This window comes from Janibacter sp. UYMM211, from assembly GCF_040547045.1.
GTDB classification, from domain to species: Bacteria; Actinomycetota; Actinomycetes; order Actinomycetales; family Dermatophilaceae; genus Marihabitans; species Marihabitans melonis.
Map to the genome: position 1 here is coordinate 14,635 of NZ_JBEPOY010000005.1, position 17,402 is coordinate 32,036.

General features: G+C 73.7%; 20 protein-coding genes. 16 read left to right on the top strand and 4 right to left on the bottom strand.

From position 1 onward, the window contains the following. Nucleotides 1-41 precede the first annotated feature (41 nt). The 9 genes from ABIB53_RS13140 (at nucleotide 42) to ABIB53_RS13180 (ending at nucleotide 9,243) form a co-directional block, all read left to right on the top strand. Complete coding sequence (locus tag ABIB53_RS13140) at nucleotides 42-1,301, top strand: FAD-dependent monooxygenase (RefSeq protein WP_224766942.1); 1,260 nt, start codon at nucleotides 42-44, stop codon at nucleotides 1,299-1,301. A 48-nt stretch (nucleotides 1,302-1,349) separates the two neighbouring features. Next, the gene (locus ABIB53_RS13145; protein WP_354588482.1) at nucleotides 1,350-2,744 is read left to right on the top strand and encodes an MFS transporter; all 1,395 of its coding nucleotides are present in this window, start codon (nucleotides 1,350-1,352) and stop codon (nucleotides 2,742-2,744) included. A 71-nt stretch (nucleotides 2,745-2,815) separates the two neighbouring features. Beyond that, nucleotides 2,816-3,649 carry an FAD binding domain-containing protein gene (locus ABIB53_RS13150; RefSeq protein WP_354588483.1) on the top strand — a complete coding sequence of 278 codons (834 nt, stop codon included), beginning with the start codon at nucleotides 2,816-2,818 and terminating at the stop codon, nucleotides 3,647-3,649. Next, entirely contained in the window at nucleotides 3,646-6,060 is a 2,415-nt protein-coding gene (locus ABIB53_RS13155; protein WP_354588484.1) for a xanthine dehydrogenase family protein molybdopterin-binding subunit, read from the top strand. Before ABIB53_RS13150 ends, ABIB53_RS13155 begins: the two co-directional genes overlap by 4 nt. Further along, entirely contained in the window at nucleotides 6,057-6,566 is a 510-nt protein-coding gene (locus tag ABIB53_RS13160) for a (2Fe-2S)-binding protein (protein WP_201464711.1), read from the top strand. Before ABIB53_RS13155 ends, ABIB53_RS13160 begins: the two co-directional genes overlap by 4 nt. Continuing rightward, entirely contained in the window at nucleotides 6,563-7,213 is a 651-nt protein-coding gene (locus ABIB53_RS13165; protein WP_354588485.1) for an SRPBCC family protein, read from the top strand. The genes ABIB53_RS13160 and ABIB53_RS13165 overlap by 4 nt, the downstream gene beginning before the upstream one ends. A gap of 2 nt (nucleotides 7,214-7,215) precedes the next feature. After that, nucleotides 7,216-7,890: an isochorismatase family protein gene (locus ABIB53_RS13170; protein WP_354588486.1), complete on the top strand. Its 675-nt coding sequence runs from the start codon at nucleotides 7,216-7,218 to the stop codon at nucleotides 7,888-7,890. Further along, nucleotides 7,887-8,741 carry an alpha/beta fold hydrolase gene (locus tag ABIB53_RS13175; protein ID WP_354588487.1) on the top strand — a complete coding sequence of 285 codons (855 nt, stop codon included), beginning with the start codon at nucleotides 7,887-7,889 and terminating at the stop codon, nucleotides 8,739-8,741. The genes ABIB53_RS13170 and ABIB53_RS13175 overlap by 4 nt, the downstream gene beginning before the upstream one ends. Before the next feature lie 13 nt (nucleotides 8,742-8,754). Further along, the gene (locus tag ABIB53_RS13180) at nucleotides 8,755-9,243 is read left to right on the top strand and encodes a MarR family winged helix-turn-helix transcriptional regulator (RefSeq protein ID WP_354588488.1); all 489 of its coding nucleotides are present in this window, start codon (nucleotides 8,755-8,757) and stop codon (nucleotides 9,241-9,243) included. A gap of 134 nt (nucleotides 9,244-9,377) precedes the next feature. On the opposite strand, the gene ABIB53_RS13185 is transcribed toward ABIB53_RS13180, so the two are convergent. Both ABIB53_RS13185 and ABIB53_RS13190 read right to left on the bottom strand, forming a co-directional pair. Next, a complete protein-coding gene (locus tag ABIB53_RS13185) occupies nucleotides 9,378-9,719 on the bottom strand; it encodes an MGMT family protein (RefSeq protein ID WP_191564239.1) in 342 nt (113 codons plus the stop codon). 7 nt (nucleotides 9,720-9,726) lie between these two features. Then, the gene (locus ABIB53_RS13190) at nucleotides 9,727-10,383 is read right to left on the bottom strand and encodes a peptidylprolyl isomerase (RefSeq protein WP_354588489.1); all 657 of its coding nucleotides are present in this window, start codon (nucleotides 10,381-10,383) and stop codon (nucleotides 9,727-9,729) included. A 66-nt stretch (nucleotides 10,384-10,449) separates the two neighbouring features. On the opposite strand from ABIB53_RS13190, the gene ABIB53_RS13195 reads away from it, so the two are divergent. Both ABIB53_RS13195 and ABIB53_RS13200 read left to right on the top strand, forming a co-directional pair. Further along, nucleotides 10,450-11,973 carry a hypothetical protein gene (locus ABIB53_RS13195; RefSeq protein WP_354588490.1) on the top strand — a complete coding sequence of 508 codons (1,524 nt, stop codon included), beginning with the start codon at nucleotides 10,450-10,452 and terminating at the stop codon, nucleotides 11,971-11,973. A gap of 74 nt (nucleotides 11,974-12,047) precedes the next feature. Further along, the gene (locus tag ABIB53_RS13200; protein ID WP_148041597.1) at nucleotides 12,048-12,401 is read left to right on the top strand and encodes a hypothetical protein; all 354 of its coding nucleotides are present in this window, start codon (nucleotides 12,048-12,050) and stop codon (nucleotides 12,399-12,401) included. Here the strand turns inward: ABIB53_RS13200 and ABIB53_RS13205 are convergent. Then, nucleotides 12,371-13,102: a VIT1/CCC1 transporter family protein gene (locus tag ABIB53_RS13205; RefSeq protein WP_354588491.1), complete on the bottom strand. Its 732-nt coding sequence runs from the start codon at nucleotides 13,100-13,102 to the stop codon at nucleotides 12,371-12,373. The genes ABIB53_RS13200 and ABIB53_RS13205 overlap by 31 nt on opposite strands. 160 nt (nucleotides 13,103-13,262) lie before the next feature. Between ABIB53_RS13205 and ABIB53_RS13210 the strand changes: the two genes are divergently transcribed. Then, a complete protein-coding gene (locus ABIB53_RS13210; RefSeq protein ID WP_354588492.1) occupies nucleotides 13,263-14,222 on the top strand; it encodes an intradiol ring-cleavage dioxygenase in 960 nt (319 codons plus the stop codon). Nucleotides 14,223-14,233: 11 nt separating this feature from the next. Here ABIB53_RS13210 and ABIB53_RS13215 read toward each other — a convergent pair whose 3' ends face one another. After that, entirely contained in the window at nucleotides 14,234-14,770 is a 537-nt protein-coding gene (locus ABIB53_RS13215; protein ID WP_354588493.1) for a 2'-5' RNA ligase family protein, read from the bottom strand. 230 nt (nucleotides 14,771-15,000) lie between these two features. On the opposite strand from ABIB53_RS13215, the gene ABIB53_RS13220 reads away from it, so the two are divergent. The 4 genes from ABIB53_RS13220 to ABIB53_RS13235 are packed head-to-tail and all read left to right on the top strand — an operon-like array spanning nucleotide 15,001 to nucleotide 17,397. Continuing rightward, nucleotides 15,001-16,224 (top strand): MFS transporter, encoded by a 1,224-nt coding sequence (locus ABIB53_RS13220; RefSeq protein ID WP_354588494.1) that lies wholly within the window; start codon nucleotides 15,001-15,003, stop codon nucleotides 16,222-16,224. 9 nt (nucleotides 16,225-16,233) lie between these two features. Then, on the top strand, nucleotides 16,234-16,497 hold the full coding sequence (locus ABIB53_RS13225; RefSeq protein WP_354588495.1) for a DUF3253 domain-containing protein: 264 nt from the start codon (nucleotides 16,234-16,236) through the stop codon (nucleotides 16,495-16,497). Further along, a complete protein-coding gene (locus tag ABIB53_RS13230; protein WP_354588496.1) occupies nucleotides 16,494-16,793 on the top strand; it encodes a hypothetical protein in 300 nt (99 codons plus the stop codon). The genes ABIB53_RS13225 and ABIB53_RS13230 overlap by 4 nt, the downstream gene beginning before the upstream one ends. Before the next feature lie 55 nt (nucleotides 16,794-16,848). Next, nucleotides 16,849-17,397: a hypothetical protein gene (locus ABIB53_RS13235; RefSeq protein WP_354588497.1), complete on the top strand. Its 549-nt coding sequence runs from the start codon at nucleotides 16,849-16,851 to the stop codon at nucleotides 17,395-17,397. Nucleotides 17,398-17,402: the final 5 nt, after the last annotated feature.

The window sequence follows — 17,402 nt, forward strand, 5'->3', positions numbered from 1 at the left end:
TCGAGAATTCTCCCCACCCCACCAGGAGGCACCACGTGTCCATGAGCCAATCTCTCGAGGTCGTCGTCGTCGGCGGCGGTCTCGGCGGGCTCACCGCCGCCCTCGCCATGCGCCAGCAGGGCCTGAGGGTCACCGTCCTCGAGCGCGCCGATGCGCTCGGCGAGGTCGGCGCCGGCATCCAGACCGCCCCCAACGCCGCCCGGGTGCTCATGGGTCTGGGGCTGCTGCCCGAGCTCGAGCGCATCAAGACCGAGCCGCAGGACCAGGTCCGCCGGCGCTGGAAGGACGGCAGCGTCATCGGCCTGACCGCCCTCGGGTCCTACGTCAAGGACACGTACAACGCGCCGTACTGGCACTACCACCGCGCCGACCTGCACCAGGTCATCCACGAGGCCTGCGTCGACCCGCAGGGTCACGGCCCCGTCGTCGAGGTCATCACGAGCGCCGAGGTGCGTGAGGTCGACCAGAGCGACCCGGCCCGACCGGTCGTCGTCACCGCCGACGGACGCCGGGTCGCCGGCGACGTCGTCGTCGGCGCCGACGGGATCCGCTCGGCCGTGCGCGACGCGATCGGCGGCGAGGACACCCTCGTCTTCTCCGGCGAGATGGCCTACCGGGTGCTCGTCCCCGGCGACGCGATCCGCGAGGACCCCGCGACCCGCTGGCTCGTCGACCGCTTCCAGAGCACCATCTGGTACGGCCCGGACCGTCACCTCGTGCACTACATGATCCGCGGCGGCGAGATGCTCAACATCGTCGCCATCGTCCCCGCCGACGACGGCATCGCGCAGAGCTGGTCGCGCCCCGCGACGACCGACGAGCTGCTCGAGCAGTACCAGGACTGGGACGACCGGGTCGCCGCGATGCTCTCGAAGGCCGAGCACTGCAGCGCCTGGGCGATGTACCACCGCCGCCGCGACCCGCTGTGGGTCGACGGCCAGGTCGCCCTGCTCGGCGACGCGTGCCACGCGATGCTGCCCTACCAGGCCCAGGGCGCCTCGCAGGCGATGGAGGACGCCGCCGTCCTCGCCGAGGAGCTCGGCGCGGTCTCGCGCGCCGACATCCCCTCCGCCCTGGCCCGCTACGTCTCGCGACGCTCGAAGCACGCCGGGATGGTCCAGGACGCCTCGCTGCGCAACAAGGACTTCTACCACCTGCCCGACGGTCCCGAGCAGGAGGAGCGCGACGCGAAGCTCGCGGCCTTCAACGGCGAGTCGGACGTCTCGTACCACTGGTTGTGGAGCGGCAGCCCGCTCAACAACGCCGACATGGAGTCCTACCACTACCAGTTCCGCCGCTGAGCCACCCGGCTCGACGTCACCCGTGCCACACGACCAACGGAGATTCGCATGCGTACTGGCGATCAGATCGTCCAAGACCTCCCCTGGAGGTGGAACGTCCAGGGGAAGATCTTCCTCATCGGCGGCCTCGGCTACCTCTTCGACGCCTGGGACATCGCGCTCAACGGCTTCCTGACCCCGCTCGTCGGCCTCGAGTTCGACCTCTCCCCCGGTGAGCGCGGCTACGTCGCGACGGCCAACCTCATCGGCATGGCCGTCGGGGCCATCACGTGGGGCAGCATCGCCGACCGCCTCGGGCGCAAGCGGGCCTTCAGCATCACGCTGATGATCTTCGCGCTCTTCTCGGTGCTCGGCGCCTTCTCGCCGACGTACAGCGTCTTCCTGCTCTTCCGCTTCCTCGCCGGCTTCGGCCTCGGCGGGTGCATCCCCGTCGACTACGCGATCGTCGGCGAGTTCTCGCCGAGGGCCGTGCGCGGCAAGGTCCTCACCGCCCTCGACCTCTTCTGGCCGATCGGTGCGACCTTCGCCGGCCTCTCCGCGTGGGCCCTGCTGAACGTCGAGCACAACTGGCGGGTCATGCTCGGCATCATGGTGCTGCCCGCCCTGCTCACCTTCTGGGTGCGCCGCGGCATCCCCGAGTCACCGATCTACCTCGCGAAGGTCGGCCGCGAGGCCGAGGCCCGAGAGATCATCGACCGGCTCGTCGTCGAGACCGGGGCCACCCCCGAGCCCTACGAGATCAAGCCGCCGGTCGTCCAGGCGAAGGTCAACGGCGTCGTCGCCGCGTCGCGCCAGCTGCGCACCATCTGGGGCCAGCTGCCGATGATCACCTTCATGGCCTGGTTGCTCTTCGTGAGCATCATGGTCGTCTACTACGCCGCTCTCAGCTGGCTGCCCACGCTGCTGCGCGACGCCGGGGCGACCTTCACCGTCGCCTTCCTCGGCTCGACGATCATGAGCGCCATCGGCATCTTCGGCTGCGCGCTGTCGGCGGTCCTCGTCGACATCACCGGCCGCAAGTGGCTGCTCGGCGTCAGCGCGTCGCTCGGCTCGATCGCCCTCGTCGGCATCGGCTACACGATCGACATGCCGGGTACCGCGCTCATCGCCATCGGCATCTTCGGCTTCGTCATCCAGGTGGCGATCCCGGTGCTCTACGCCTACATCGCCGAGATCTACCCCACCGAGGTCCGCGCGAGCGGCTTCGCCTGGGCGTCGTCGATGAGCCGCATCGCGACCGGCCTCGCGCCGATCGTCTTCAGCGCCTGGGCCTTCCCGACGCTGGGCCTGGTCAACACCTTCCTCATCCTCATGGGTGCCGTCTTCGTGGCCGTCGCGGTCATGGCGAAGTTCGGTCCTGAGACCAAGGGGATGGAGCTCGACGCCGTCGTCGAGGACGTCGAGGCCGCCCCGGCACCCGCGCGCGCCGGCGCGCTCGACTGATCCCGCTGCCGCGCCGCGCCCCCCACGGGGGCGTGGCGCGGCAGCACCGTCCTCCCACCAGGAGCTGCCCCGTGAAGCCCGCACCCGTGAGCTACCACCGCGCGTCGAGCGTGCGTGACGCCGTCGCGCTGCTGACGAGCCTCGGCGAGGAGGCCAAGGTCATCGCCGGCGGTCAGTCGCTCGTGCCGATGATGAGCTTCCGCCTCGCCCGCCCCGAGCACCTCGTCGACATCACCCGCATCCCCGGGCTCGACACCCTCGAGGTCGTCGGCGACGAGCTGCACATCGGTGCGCTCGTCACCCACCAGGCGGTCCTCGAGAGCGACGTCGTGCGCGGCAGCCGTGGTCACCGTGTCGTCGCGACGACGATGCGCCACGTCGGCCACCTGCCGATCCGCACCCGCGGCACCGTCGGGGGCAGCATCGCCCACGCCGACGGCTCGGCCGAGTGGCCCCTCCTCGCCGTCCTGCTCGGCGCCCGCGTCGTCGTCGAGGGCTCCTCCGGCGAGCGCGAGATCCCCGCCGCCGAGCTCTTCTACGGCCTCTACACGACCTCGATCGAGCCCGACGAGATCGTCGTGCGCGTGATCTTCCCCGCGGCGAAGGGGGAGACCGGCTTCGTCGAGCACGGCCTGCGTCACGGCGACTTCGCCCTCGCCTCGGCCGGCGTCGTCCTCCCGTCGTCCCCCGGCGCGACGGACGCCCGCGTCGTCGTCAGCGGGGCCGCCCCCGCCCCGACCCGGCTCCCGCAGGCCGAGGCGGCCCTCGCGGCCGATGCCGACGAGGACCGGCTGCGCCGGGCCGTCACCCATGACCTCGACGACCTCGAGGTCGACGACGACTACCAGCGCGACCTCGTGACCGGCATGGTCACGCGGGCCGTGCAGGAGGCACGCCAGTCATGAGCACCGAGCACCAGCACGACGCGCCGCACGACGGCGCCCACGGCCGTGGCCCGGCGATGACCCGCGACGGCGCCTTCATCGGCGCCTCCGTGCGCCGGCGCGAGGACCCCCGGCTGCTCACGGGCGCGGGCCGCTTCGTCGACGACATCGACCTCACCGGCCAGCTGCACGCCCAGTTCGTGCGCAGCCGCGTCGCCTTCGGCCGCATCCTCGACGTCGACCTCGAGGCCACCCGCGCGGTGCCCGGGGTGGTCGCCGCCTTCGCCGCCGACGACCTCGTCATGGCGCCGATCACCGCCCTGCTGGACCGGCCGATCGAGCAGTTCCGTCCCACCGAGATGCCCGTCCTCGCCCACGACACCGTGCGCTTCATCGGCGAGCCGGTCGCGATCGTCGTCGCGAAGACCCCGTACGCCGCCGAGGACGGCGTCGAGGCCGCCCGGGTCGAGTACGAGACCTACGACGCGATCGTCGCGGCCGACGCGGCGATGGCTCCCGGCGCCCGCCGCCTGCACGACGGCGCGCCGGACAACGTCCTCGTCGACGTCTCCCTCTTCGACACCCCCGGGGTCGACGACGCCTTCGCCCGGGCCGCCGAGGTCGTCGAGATCTCCATCGACACCGGCCGTCAGAACGCCCTGCCGATGGAGACCCGCGCCGCCCTCGCCCAGTGGGACGAGCGCGAGTCGCAGCTCGTCCTGCACACCCCCACCCAGGTGCCGCACCTCGTGCGCACCGCCACCGCGGCCAGCCTCGGGCTGCCCGAGCGCCAGGTCCGCGTCGTCGTGCCCGACATGGGCGGTGGCTTCGGCATCAAGTGCGTCGTCGGCCGCGAGGAGATGGTCGTCGCCGCGGCCGCCCGCCGGCTGCGCCGCCCGGTGAAGTGGGTCGAGGACCGCAAGGACGCGCTCACCGCCTCCTTCCTCGCCCGCGAGCAGCACTACACGGCGCGTGCCGCCTTCGCGCAGGACGGCGAGTTCCTCGCCCTCGACGTCGAGGTCGTCTGCGACATGGGCGCCTACTCCTGCTACCCCTTCACCGCCGGCATCGAGCCGCTCATGGCCTCCGGCGAGATGCCCGGGGTCTACCGGCTCGGCGCCTACCGCGTGCACGGCCTCGCGGTCGCGACGAACAAGGCGCCGACCGCTCCGTACCGCGGCGTCTCGCGCCCGCAGTACGTCATGCTCCTCGAGCAGATCATGGACCGGGCGGGCCACCAGCTCGGTCTGGACCCCCTCGACGTGCGCCGGCGCAACCTCATCACCGACTTCCCGTACACCTCGATCAACTCCATCACCTACGACCCGGGCTCCTACCTCGAGTCGCTCGACCTGTGCGAGCAGATGGTGCGCGAGGAGGGCTGGTTCGAGCGGCAGGCGCAGGCCCGCGAGGAGGGGCGCTACGTCGGCATCGGCTTCTCCTGCTTCAGCGAGCGCACGGGGTACGGCTCCTCCGCCTTCGCCGCGCGCAAGATGCTGGTCGTGCCGGGCTTCGACATCTCCGACATCCGGATGGACCTCGACGGCACGATCACCGTGACGAGCGGCACGATGAACCACGGGCAGAGCCACGAGACGACGATGGCCCAGATCGTCGCGGACACCCTCAAGGTCGACGTCGAGCGGGTCAAGCTCCACCAGGGCGACACCGACCGGATCACCTACGGCTTCGGCACCTTCGCCTCGCGCTCGGCGGTCATCGGCGGCAGCGCGGTGCAGCTCGCGTCGCGCGCCCTCGGCGAGGACCTCGTCGAGATCGCGGCGCACCTGCTCGAGACGAACGTCGACAACCTCGAGCTGCGCGACGGCGCGGTCCGCCGCCGCGACGAGCCCGAGGAGGGCGTCACCTACGAGGAGATCGCCGACGTCGCCTACCTCCAGGCGCACCGCCTGCCGAAGGGGGTGAGCCCCGGCCTGCACGCGACCGCGTCCTTCGACGTGACGAACGACGGCACCTTCTCCAACGCCACCCAGGCGGCGGTCGTCGAGCTCGACCCCGTGAGCGGCGCGGTGCGCATCCTGCGCTACTTCTGCGTCGAGGACTGCGGCGTCGCGATCAACCCGCAGGTCGTCGAGGGCCAGGCCCGCGGTGGCATCGCCCAGGGCATCGCCGGCGCGCTCTACGAGGAGATCACCTACGACGCGAACGGCGAGCCGTCGTGCGCGAGCTTCATGGACTACTGCGTCCCGACGGCGATGGAGACCCCCGACATCCGCATCGCCCACCTCGAGACCCCGTGCATCTACAACGAGACCGGCGCGAAGGGGGCGGGCGAGGGCGGCACCATCGGCGCCCCGGCCGCGGTCCTCGGCGCGGTCAACGACGCCCTTCGTCCCACCGGCGCCCTGCTGGGCCGGACCCCGATCACCCCGCGTGCGGTGCACGCGGCCATCACAGGAGGTACCCGATGAGCGACCGGCATCTCATCGAGCTGACCGTCAACGGCGAGGAGCACGAGCTGCTCGTCGAGGCCCGCGAGACCCTCGTCGACGTCATCCGGCACCGCGTGGGCGCCACCGGCACGCACGTCGCGTGCGAGCACGGCATCTGCGGCGCGTGCACGGTCCTCGTCGACGGCGAGCCGACCCGCTCGTGCCTCGTCCTCGGCGTCATGGCCGACGGCAGCGAGATCCGCACCGTCGAGTCGCTCGCGCAGGAGAGCGGGCTGAACGACCTGCAGCAGGCCTTCACCGCGTGCCACTCGCTGCAGTGCGGCTTCTGCACCCCGGGGATGCTCATGCTCGCCGAGGGCGGCATCCCCCACCTGGAGAGCAGCGAGCGCGAGGAGGTCCGCGAGCTCGTCTCCGCGAACCTGTGCCGCTGCACCGGCTACGAGACCATCGTCGACGCGGTCGAGCAGGTCGCCCGGCAGCGCCGGGGCGACGAGCCGGCCGTCACCGAAGGAGCGCACGCATGAAGATCGACAACGAGGCGCTCGTCGCCGCGGGCCCCCAGGAGGTCTTCGACCTCATCAACGACGTCGAGCGGGTGGCCTCGTGCCTGCCCGGGGCCGAGCTGCTCGGACGCGAGGGCGACGACGCCTACCGCGGCCGGGTCGGCCTGCGGGTCGGGCCGATCGGCGCGTCCTTCGAGGGGGTGCTGCGCTTCGTCGAGGTCGACGAGGCGGCCCGCACCATGCACCTCGTCGGGCGCGGCTCGGACGTCAAGGGCAACGGCGACGCCGAGGCCGACGTGCGCCTCGCGGTCGTCGAGCACCCCGAGGGGTCGCTGCTGACGATCACCACCGACCTCAACATCCGCGGCAAGTTCGTCCAGTTCGGCAAGGGCGCGATCGCCTCGGTGAGCAACAAGATCCTCGGCCAGTTCGCGACGAACATGGCCGCCCTGCTCGAGCAGGGCGACGCCCCGGCGGCTGCGGTGGCACCCGCCGGCGCGAGCACCGCGGCGCCCGCGACGGCGGGGGCTCCCCCTTCGCCTGCCGCGCACCGCCCGACGGCGGTCGGCGACGACGCCGCCCGCCGCCGTCTCGTCCTCGCCGCGACCTTCGTCGCGGGGTGCGTCGAGGGCTGGATCCTCACCCGGGCCTTCGGACGGAGGGGATGAGCATGGCCGAGCAGGACGTCCACGACGCGTCGACCCTCGCGACGTACGACCGCGCCGGCTGGGGCGGCAGCGTCGTGCGGGGCCCGCGCCCCGCGCTCGTCGTCATCGACCTCACCCGCGGCTTCACCGAGCCCGGCTTCGACGCCGGCGCCGACCTCACCGACGTCGTCGCCGCGACGCAGCGGCTCGTCGACGTCGCCCACCGTCAGGGCCACCCCGTCATCTGGACCCGGATCGTCTACAGCCCGGCCGAGGTGCGCCCCGGTGCGATCGCCTGGCTGACGAAGGCGGCCGGCATGCGGGCGATGCTCGAGGGCAGCGAGGCCGTCGACATCGACCCGCGCCTGAGCGTCGACCCCGAGCGCGACGTCGTCGTCGACAAGAAGGGCGCCTCGGGCTTCCACGGCACGACGCTCGCCGCGCTGCTGCGCTCGGCGGGCTGCGACACCGTCGTCCTCACGGGCGCGACGACGAGCGGGTGCGTGCGCGCCTCCGCCGTCGACGCCGTCCAGGACGGCTTCTCGGTCCTCGTCCCGCGGCAGGCCGTCGGCGACCGCGCCCAGGGCCCGCACGACGCCAACCTCTTCGACATCCAGGCCAAGTACGGCGACGTAGTCGACCTCGACGACGCCCTGGACTACCTCTCCGGCACGCCCGGGCAAGGAGCACCCGCATGACCCGCACCGTCACCCTCACCGCCCTCGCCGACCTCCCCGGGACCGGCGCGACCAGCCGCTGGGTGGAGGGCGAGGTGGGCCTGCACGTCCTGGACTACCCGGGCCCGGCCGGCTCCACGCTCGCGCCCGTCGTCCTCGTGCCGGGCATCTCGATGCCCGCGATCGGCATGGACCTCGTCGCCCGCGACCTGTGCGCGACCCGGCGCGTCCTCGTCACCGACGTGCGCGGCCGCGGGCTGTCGCAGTCCGGCGGCGGCTACACGATGACCGACTACGCGCAGGACCTCGAAGGGGTGGTCGAGACCCTCGTGCCCGGCGAGGGCGCCGTGCTCGTCGGCCACTCGATGGGCGCCCGCATCGTCACCCTCGTCGCGGCCCGCGGCAGGGTCGCCCACGGCGGCGTCGTCGCCGTCGACCCGCCCCTGTCCGGCCCCGGACGCGCCCCGTACCCGACGACCCGCGCCGCCTTCATGGGCCAGGTCGAGCAGGCCCTGCGCGGCACCGACGCCGACGAGGTCGCGGCGTCGTGGCCGAGCTGGCCGCGCCGCGAGCAGGAGATCCGGGCGCGCTGGCTGGGCTCCTGCGACCCGGAGGCCATCGGCGCGACGCACGACGGCTTCGAGAGCGAGGACTTCTTCTCGTGGTGGCCGCAGGTGCCCGCACCGGTCGCCTTCGTCCGCGGCGCCGACAGCCCGGTCGTGCCCGAGGAGGCCATGGCCGAGGTCGAGGCGGCGAACCCGTGCGCGTCCGTGCACGTCGTCCCGCAGGCCGGTCACATGGTCTTCTGGGACAATGCGCAGGGGGCCGACCAGGTCCTGTCGGAGGCGCTCGACGCCGTCGACGGCGCGTGACGAGAGGGACCGGGTGAGCAGGGGCAGCACCGACGTACGACGGGCGCAGACGCCCGACCGGCTGGGCGACGCCCCCGGTTTCGTCATCCGCAAGCTCTACCAGAGCTACACCGCGGCGTGGTCGCGCATGGTCGACACCGGCCTCACCGGGCCGCAGTTCGCCGTGCTCGCGGTGCTCGACGAGCACGACGGGTCCGACCAGGCGTCGGTGGGCTCGGCGGCGGCTCTCGACGCCTCGACGATGGTCGACGTCGCCCGTCGCCTCGAGCGCCGCTCGCTCATCGTGCGCACCCGCTCGCCGATCGACGCCCGGCGCAAGGTCGTGCAGATCACCGCGCTCGGCGAGGCCGAGCTCGCGCGCAGCCGTGAGTGCATCACGCCCCTCGACGAGGCCCTCTTCGCCCACGCGCCCCGGCGCAAGGAGGAGATCATGGCCGAGCTCAACGCCCTGAGCGTGCGCTGGGCCGAGCTCGCCGCCGAGCTCGACGCCGCGGAGGGCTGAGGCCGCTCCCCCTTCGCCGAGGTCCTCCCCCTTCGCCGAGGTATGGCGATCGGTCGGCGACCCCCGGGGGATCCCGACCGATCTCCATACCTCGCGGGAGCGCGAAGGGGGCGAGGGGCGGGAGCGCGAAGGGGTCAGATCGCGGGGAGGTCGGCGCAGGCCGCGGCGTGGGCGCTCGCGAGCGCCTCGAGATCGGCGCGGTAGTCGGCGATGCGGCAGCCGCGGCCGTTGGGCTTCACGGCGATCCCCTCGTCGGCCCACCGCTCGAAGGCTGCCACCCGCAGGTGCGGGACGTGCTCGCCGGAGGCGTTGACGACCCGCCACCACGCGACATCGCTGCCGTACGTGCTCATCACCCGGCCGACGAGCCGCGGGCCGCGCCCGACGAGCTCGCCGAGGTCTCCGTAGCTGACGACCCGGCCCGGCGGGACGAGCTCGACGGCGCGCAGGACGCGCTCGGCGACGACGTCGTCCACCCCGGGGCTACTTCTCGGTGATGGTGATCGAGTCGATCGTGTGCTCCTCGCCCGGGGAGCCGTCGGGGCTGCCGTCCTCCTCGATCTCGCGGACGGTCTCCATGCCGCTCGTGACCTTGCCGAAGAGCGAGTAGTCCGGCGGCAGCGCGACACCGGAGTCGCCGGTGACGACGAAGAACTGCGAGCCGTTGGTGTCCGGGCCGGCGTTGGCCATCGCGAGCGAGCCGATCTCGTACTCGCCGGCCGCCGGCAGCTCGTCCTCGAACTCGTAGCCCGGGCCGCCGTTACCCTGCCCGGTCGGGTCGCCGCCCTGGATCATGAAGCCGGGGATGACGCGGTGGAAGGGCACGCCGTCGTAGTAGCCGTACCGCGAGAGCACGACGAAGTTGTTGACGGTCTTCGGCGCCTTCTTCGCGTCGAGCGCGAAGGTGACGTCGCCGACGTCGGTCGTCATCACCGCGGTGTAGGTCTTCGACTCGTCGATGCACATCGGCGGCGCCTGCTCGAAGGTCTGCACCGGCGTCTCGACCCCCTCGGCGGGCGGGCACTCGACCGCCTCGCCGCTCTGGCTCACCCCGGTGGGGTTCTCGGGCTCGTCGGAGCCGCACGAGGCGAGCGCGAGGGCGAGGGCGGGCACGGCGAGCAGGGCGAGGGGGGCACGCATGCCGGTGAGTCTACGAAGCGCTCCCCGCCCTTGCCGCCCCACGACGCGGAGGTGAGGATGACGCCCATGAGCGCGAGCACGAGTGCCGGCATCCACTTCCCCGCGGTCGGCGACGAGCGGCCGACGACGGCGACGACCCGGGGGATCCTCGCCGACTCCGTCGCCGGGGTCGACGCCGCGCTCGCCCGGCGCATCGAGGCGACGCCGGACTGGCGCAAGGGGTATCTCGCGCACGTCCACGACATCACCGCGGCCTCGGCCGCCTCGCCGCTCGCGGCCCGTCAGATCGCGCGCGACGGCCTGGCCTCGATGCGCCGCCGTCTCGTCCTCGTCGGCGAGGACGGGTGCGAGACCCCGCTCGAGGAGGTCGACCTCGGCACCTCGACCGACGGGTCCGGGCACGAAGGGGTGAGCCTGACCCCCTTCGCCACCGAGTCGGTCACCGGCACCGGCGAGGCGGTCCGCGAGCTGCGGGTGCCGCTGCGCGGACGTGACCTGAGCGGCACCGCGCTCCTCGCGCAGGTGGAGCGCTGGGTCGAGGAGGGGGTCGTCGAGCCGAGCGTCGGCGACGCCGTGCGCGAGGTCGTCGCGCACCCCGAGTGGCTCACGCTGCCGGGTCGGCGGGTGCTCCTCGTCGGCGCAGGTGCCGAGATGGGCCCGCTCGAGCCGCTGCTGTCGTGGGGGGTCGAGGTGCACGCGATCGACCTGCCGCGCTCGAGGGCCTGGCGCTACAAGCGCGGTCTCGCGGCGGGTCTGGCCGGCACCCTGCGCTTCCCCGTCGACGAGCACGGCGACGCGGGTGCCGACGTCGTGCACCAGCCCCTCGAGGTGCTCGACTGGGTCCGTCGGGCGCGCGGCGACGACCCCTTCGTCGTCGGGATGCACGCCTACGCCGACAGCGGGGTGCACGTGCGGGTAAGCGCGGCGAGCGACCTGCTCATGACCGCGCTGCTCGAGCAGGAGCCGCAGACCGCGCTCGCCTGGCTCGCGACACCGACCGACACCTTCGTCGTCCCGCCCGAGGTCGTCGCCGACGCGCGCCGCCGGTGGGACGCCCGTGGTCTCGCGCTGCGCGGGGTGCAGGCCCCGGCCCGGGCGCTCGCCCGCGGCGCGCTCTTCGCCCCGGCGTACGCGGGCGCCCCCGACGGGCAGCCGGGCATCGCCGACGTCCTCGTGCCCCAGCAGGGCCCGAACTACGCCGTCGCGAAGAGGCTGCAGCGCTGGCGCGGGGTCGCGGCCGAGGCGGGCGGGCACCGGGTGTCCTTCAACGTCGCGCCCGCGACGTGGACCCGCTCGGTGGTGAAGAACCCCGTGCTCGGCGCGGCGTACGCGGGCGCGCACCGCTTCGGGATCGAGGTCTTCGAGCCCGAGACCGTCCGGCCGCTCATGGCAGCGCTCCTCGTCCACGACCTCATGGCGCCGCAGGTGGTGCGGGCCCACCCCGAGGAGCTCTTCTCCGACGGCGCCGCCCACGGCGGGCTGTGGCGCGTGGGCTACGAGCCACGCTCGGCCCTCGGGGTGGCCGCGGCGGCCGGGCTGCCGTCACGGCTGCGGGCGAAGGTGGGCCGGGGCGGGTCGGGCCGCGGGTGAAGGTCGTCGACCCTCAGGGACGCACGTGGCGGGTCTCCCGGCGGTGGGTGCCGTGGCGCCGTCGGACCCGCGTCATGGGTCCCGAGGTCCCGTCGAGCACCGGCCTCGGTGACGACCCCATCAGCATGATCATCGGTCTGGTCCTGCTCGTGCTCTTCATCCCCGTGCTGATCACCGCGCTGCTCGTCGCGGTCGAGCTGCTCCTCCTGCTGCTCCTCGTCCCCTTCGTCGTCCTCGGGCGCGTGCTGCTCGGGCGGCAGTGGCGCGTCGAGGTGCGCGAGGGCTGGACCCCCGTGTGGGACACCGAGGCCGGCGACTGGGCACGCAGCGGGCGCGCGATCAGCGAGATCGCGCAGGTGCTGCAGCAGGGGCGGGCCCCGTGGCCGAGCCCGCCGCCTCAGCCGCCGACGACGGTGCCGACGAGATAGGTCAGACCCATCCCGAGCAGACCGACGACGACGTTGCGGGCGATCGGGCGGGCACGCCCGCTGCCGCCGAGCGTCGCGCTGGTCAGGCCGGTGAGGACGAGGGCGAGGACGACCGCGCCGAGCGTGAGCAGCACCCGGTGCGCCACCGGCGAGAGCACCATGACGAGCAGCGGCACGAGGGCGCCGAGGCTGAAGGCGGCCGCCGACGCCCCGGCCGCCTGCCACGGGTCGGCCCGCACGTCGGGGCTGATGCCGAGCTCGGACTCGGCGTGAGCGGCGAGCGCGTCGCGCTCGGTGAGCGCGACGGCCACCTCGTGGGCGACGTCGGCGGGGATCCCCTTGCGCTCGTAGATCCCGGCGAGCTGACGCAGCTCGCCCTCGGGGTCCTCGGCGATCTCCTGCGCCTCGTGCCGCAGCTCGGCGATCTCGGTGTCGCGCTGGCTGCTCACCGACACGTACTCGCCCCCGGCCATCGACAGCGCCCCCGCGACGAGGCCCGCGGTGCCGGCGACGAGGAGCGCGCTCGTGTCGGTCGTCGCCCCGGCGACACCCATGACGAGACCGGCCGTGGAGATGATGCCGTCGTTCGCGCCGAGGACGCCCGCCCGCAGCCAGTTGAGCTTCGCCGACAGGGCGCCGGCCTGCTCGTCGGCGGGGATCGGGGGCAGGGACTCAGGGGTCCTGGGCTGGGCATCGCTCATGACCCTGATCTACTCCCACCCGTCCTGCTCTGCAAGGACGCCTGGCCTCACTCAGCAGGCCCCCACACTCGCCCCACAGCAGGCGCACAGGGCCGCGGCCTGGACTGTCATCCGACAGCGCAGCCCGGTCCAGGGCCCGCACGCGACGACGGAGGACGACATGAGCGACAGGCGCACGTACGAGGGCCGCGAGCTGCCCAGGCAGGACGAGGAGCTCGTCGACCAGGGGCTGCAGTTCGACATCGGCACGCTGCTGGGGCGCCGCCGGGTGCTGACCTTCCTCGGCGCGAGCGGGGTGCTCGGGCTGACGGCCTGCGCGGCCGGCACCGACAGCCGCAGCCCGAGCACCACGAGCGCGACGACGAGCAGCAGCACGACCTCGGGCGGCAGCGCGTCGAGCGCGAGCTCGGGCGATCTCGCCGAGATCCCCGACGAGACCGCGGGCCCCTACCCCGGTGACGGGAGCAACGGCCCCGACGTCCTCGCCGAGTCCGGCGTCGTGCGCCAGGACATCCGCTCGAGCTTCGGCTCCTCGACGACGACGGCCGAGGGGGTCCCGATGACCCTCACCCTCTCCCTGAAGGACCTCGCCGGGGGCGGCACCCCCTTCGCCGGGGTGGCCGTCTACGTCTGGCACTGCGACCGCGAGGGCCGCTACTCGATGTACACCGAGGGCGCCGAGGACGAGAACTACCTGCGCGGGGTGCAGGTGGCCGACGACAGCGGGCGCGTGAGCTTCACGAGCATCTTCCCCGCGTGCTACTCGGGGCGGTGGCCGCACATCCACTTCGAGGTCTACCCCGACGAGGCGAGCATCACCGACGCGGGCAACGCGATCGCGACCTCGCAGGTGGCCCTGCCCAAGGACGCGTGCGACGCCGTCTACGCGACCTCGGGGTACGAGGACTCGGTGGGCAACCTCGGCCGGCTGAGCCTGACCTCGGACAACGTCTTCGGCGACGACGGCGGGACGAGCCAGCTCGCGGACGTCACCGGCGACGTGACGAAGGGGTACGAGGTCACCCTGACCGTCGGCGTCGACACGGCGACCGAGCCGACGGGCGGCGGCATGGGTGGTGGCATGGGCGACGCCCCTGGTGGGGGCCCGGCGGGCGGCTGAGCTCCCGGCGCTCAGGGGTGGTGCTCGACGCGGCCGGCGTCCGGGCCGACGAGCCGGGTGACGGTGCGGGCCTGCGGGTCCCACCACGTGAGCCCGGCGAGGACGACCGCCCCGGGCGGCTCCTCCTCGACGACGGCGAGGGCGCGGGGCAGGTCCTCGAGCGCCAGTCTCGCGACGAGGGTGACGTGCGGCGCCCACGGCTCGTCGACCCGCGGGTCCTGGGCTGCGCGGCGCACCCCGTCGACGACGGTGCGCAGCTCCTCGGGCACGACGACGGGCAGGTGGAGCACGAGCGCGCGGCCGGTGAAGGTCGCCGGCTCCCCGAGCTCGACGGGCACCGGCAGCAGCGGATCGACCGCAGCGCCTGCCTGCGCGGCGAGGTCCGCGTTCATCTCGGCCGCGGCCGCGAGGGTGACGTGCGGGCGGTTGCTCGTGCTCGCGTGGCCGTGCGGCGAGGCCAGGCCCGCGGCGTGCAGCCGCTCCCAGCACCTGCGCACGACGGCATCGCCCACCGGGTCGAGGGTCAGGTCGAGGGAGTGCCGTGCCACACCCCCAGCATCCCCCTCCCTCGCCCGACGAGGTGCTGCTGGGTCCCCCTTCGCCCCCTCGCCCCTCCTCCCTCCTCTTACAAAACCCTGCTGGCTGGGTTTTGATGTGCCAGGTGCCTCTCGACAGGGTCCTCGCACGTCGAAAGGCTGCCAGCAGGGTTTCGTAGGCCGGGGACGAAGGGTGAGCCCGTCCGGTGGTCGTGCGTGCACGGACGTAAGGTCGGCTGGTGATGACGAGAGGCAGGCCGGGGCCGGCCGGGACGAGCCTGGTGCTGCTCGTCGCGACCGCGCTCGTCGCGCTCAACCTGCGCCCTGGCGCGTCGACCGTCGGCCCGGTGCTCGACGAGATCCGCGACGGCCTGGGCATGAGCGGGGGTGCGGCCGGGGCCCTCACCGGGCTGCCGGGTCTGTGCTTCGGCGTCGGCGGCGCGCTCGCCGTCGGGCTGGGCCGCCGGGTCGGCGCAGCCGGGGGCATCGCGATCGGCCTCCTGCTCGCCGCCGTCGGGCTCCTCCTGCGGCCGCTCGTCGACGCACCCGCCGCCTTCCTCGTGCTCTCGGCGATCGCCCTGCTCGGCATGGCCGTCGGCAACGTCCTCGTCCCCGCGTGGGTGAAGTCGCATCGTGGCCACGAGGTCCGCCTCATGACCCTCTACGGCACCGGTCTCATCGTCGGCGGGGCGGTCGGCTCGCTCCTCGCGGCCCCCGCCGCGGCCGCCGGCGGCTGGCGCACCGGGCTCGGGGTGTGGGGCATCGGCGCCGCTGTCGCGGTCCCCCTGTGGTGGTGGCTCTCGCGCACCGAGCGCCGACGCGTCGTCGTCGGCACGGACGTCGACGCCCCGCCGAGCGCGCACGTCGTGCGCTCCCCCACCGCCCTGGCGATGACCGTGCTCTTCGGGCTGCAGTCGATGCACGCCTACATCCAGATGGGCTGGCTGCCCCAGATCTACCGCGACGCCGGTCTCAGCGCCGCGACTGCTGGCTCGATGCAGGCCCTGCTCGCCGCGGTGACGATCATCGGCGGGCTGACGATGCCCGGCGTCATCGCCCGCGGCCGCGGGCTGCGCCCGATGATCGTCGGGCTCGGGCTGCTCCTCGTCCTCGGCTACGGCGGCCTCATCGGCGCCCCGGCGACCACGCCGTGGGTGTGGGCGGTCGCGCTCGGGCTGTCCGGCTTCGCCTTCCCGCTCGTCATCGCCCTCATCACGGCGCGCACGCGCTCGCCGCTCGTCACGGCCCGGGTCTCCGGCTTCGTCCAGCCGGTCGGCTACCTGCTCGCCGGCGCGGGTCCGCTGCTCGTCGGGGTCCTCCACGACGCGACCGGCGGCTGGACCGTCGTGCTGTGGGTCCTCGCCGCCACCGCCGTCCCCTTCGTGTGGGCCGGTCTGCGGGCCGTGCGCGAGGCGAGCGTCGACGACGAGCTCACGGACCACGCGCGCGACGGCGTGCGTGCCTAGGCTGGGCAGATGAGCCAGGCCACGCCGGAGCAGCTCGAGGCGGCGATCCGCGAGCTCCTCGCGGCGCGCTCCGCGGAGGCGACGATCTGCCCGAGCGAGGCCGCCCGGCAGGTCGGCGGCGACGACTGGCGCGACCTCATGCAGCCGGCCCGCGACGTCGTCGCCCGGCTCGCCGACGCCGGTGAGGTCGAGGCGACCCAGGGCGGCGAGGTCGTCGACGCGCGCACCGCCCGCGGGCCGATCCGCGTACGCACCTCACGAGCCGCGCGATGAGCGAGCCCGACGAGCACTTCTTCGTCGTCGACGGCCGCCGCTGGCGCCGCGAGGACCCCCACCTGCCGAGCGAGGTCGCCGAGGAGCTGCGCTCGCACCTCGGGCGCGCCCGCTCCGCCGTCGGGCGGGCCGGTCGCGAGGGCACCGACCCCGCGCCGTACCGTGCTCGGGTGAGCGCCGCGAAGCACGGGCTCGGCGAGCGCGGCACCCCGTGGTGGGAGCAGGACGACGACGAGCGCCGCGAGCGCTACGAGCAGGCTCTGCGGACCCTGCGCGCGGACGACGACCCCGCCTGATCCGACCACCCGGCTGCGCCCCCTTCGCACCGGTCGTGCTCGGTACGGTCGGGCGATGAGCACCCTGAGCACCACGATCCGCGCGACCCATCTCGTCACCAACGCCGCGTGGTTCGGCGGCTCGCTCTTCGGCGCGGTCGGGCTCAACCCCGCCGCGCGTCGCGCCGGCAGCACCCGCGAGCAGGTCGACATGTCCGGCGAGGGGTGGGAGCGCTGGGGTCCCGTGCAGGGCGCGGCGATCGGGCTGCACCTGCTGAGCGGTCTGGGCATCCTCGCCGACAACAAGAACCGCACGATGCGCCACCGCCCCACCCGCGAGGCCGTCGTCGTCAAGACCGTCCTCACCGGGGCCGCGCTGGCGAGCACCGCGGGCGCCTACGTCTTCGGCGAGCGGCTCGGCCAGCTGCGCGGCAGCGACACCGACGCGAAGGGGGAGATCGCCACCACCCCGAGCGGTCGGGAGGAGCAGGCGCGCACCGCCGAGCGGCAGCTCGCCTGGCTCCAGTGGGCGACGCCCGCGGCGACCGGCGCGCTCCTCGTGCTCGACGCCTACCTCGGCGAGCAGCAGCGCGGTCTGGCCGGCCTGCTCGACCGGCGGCGCTGAGACCC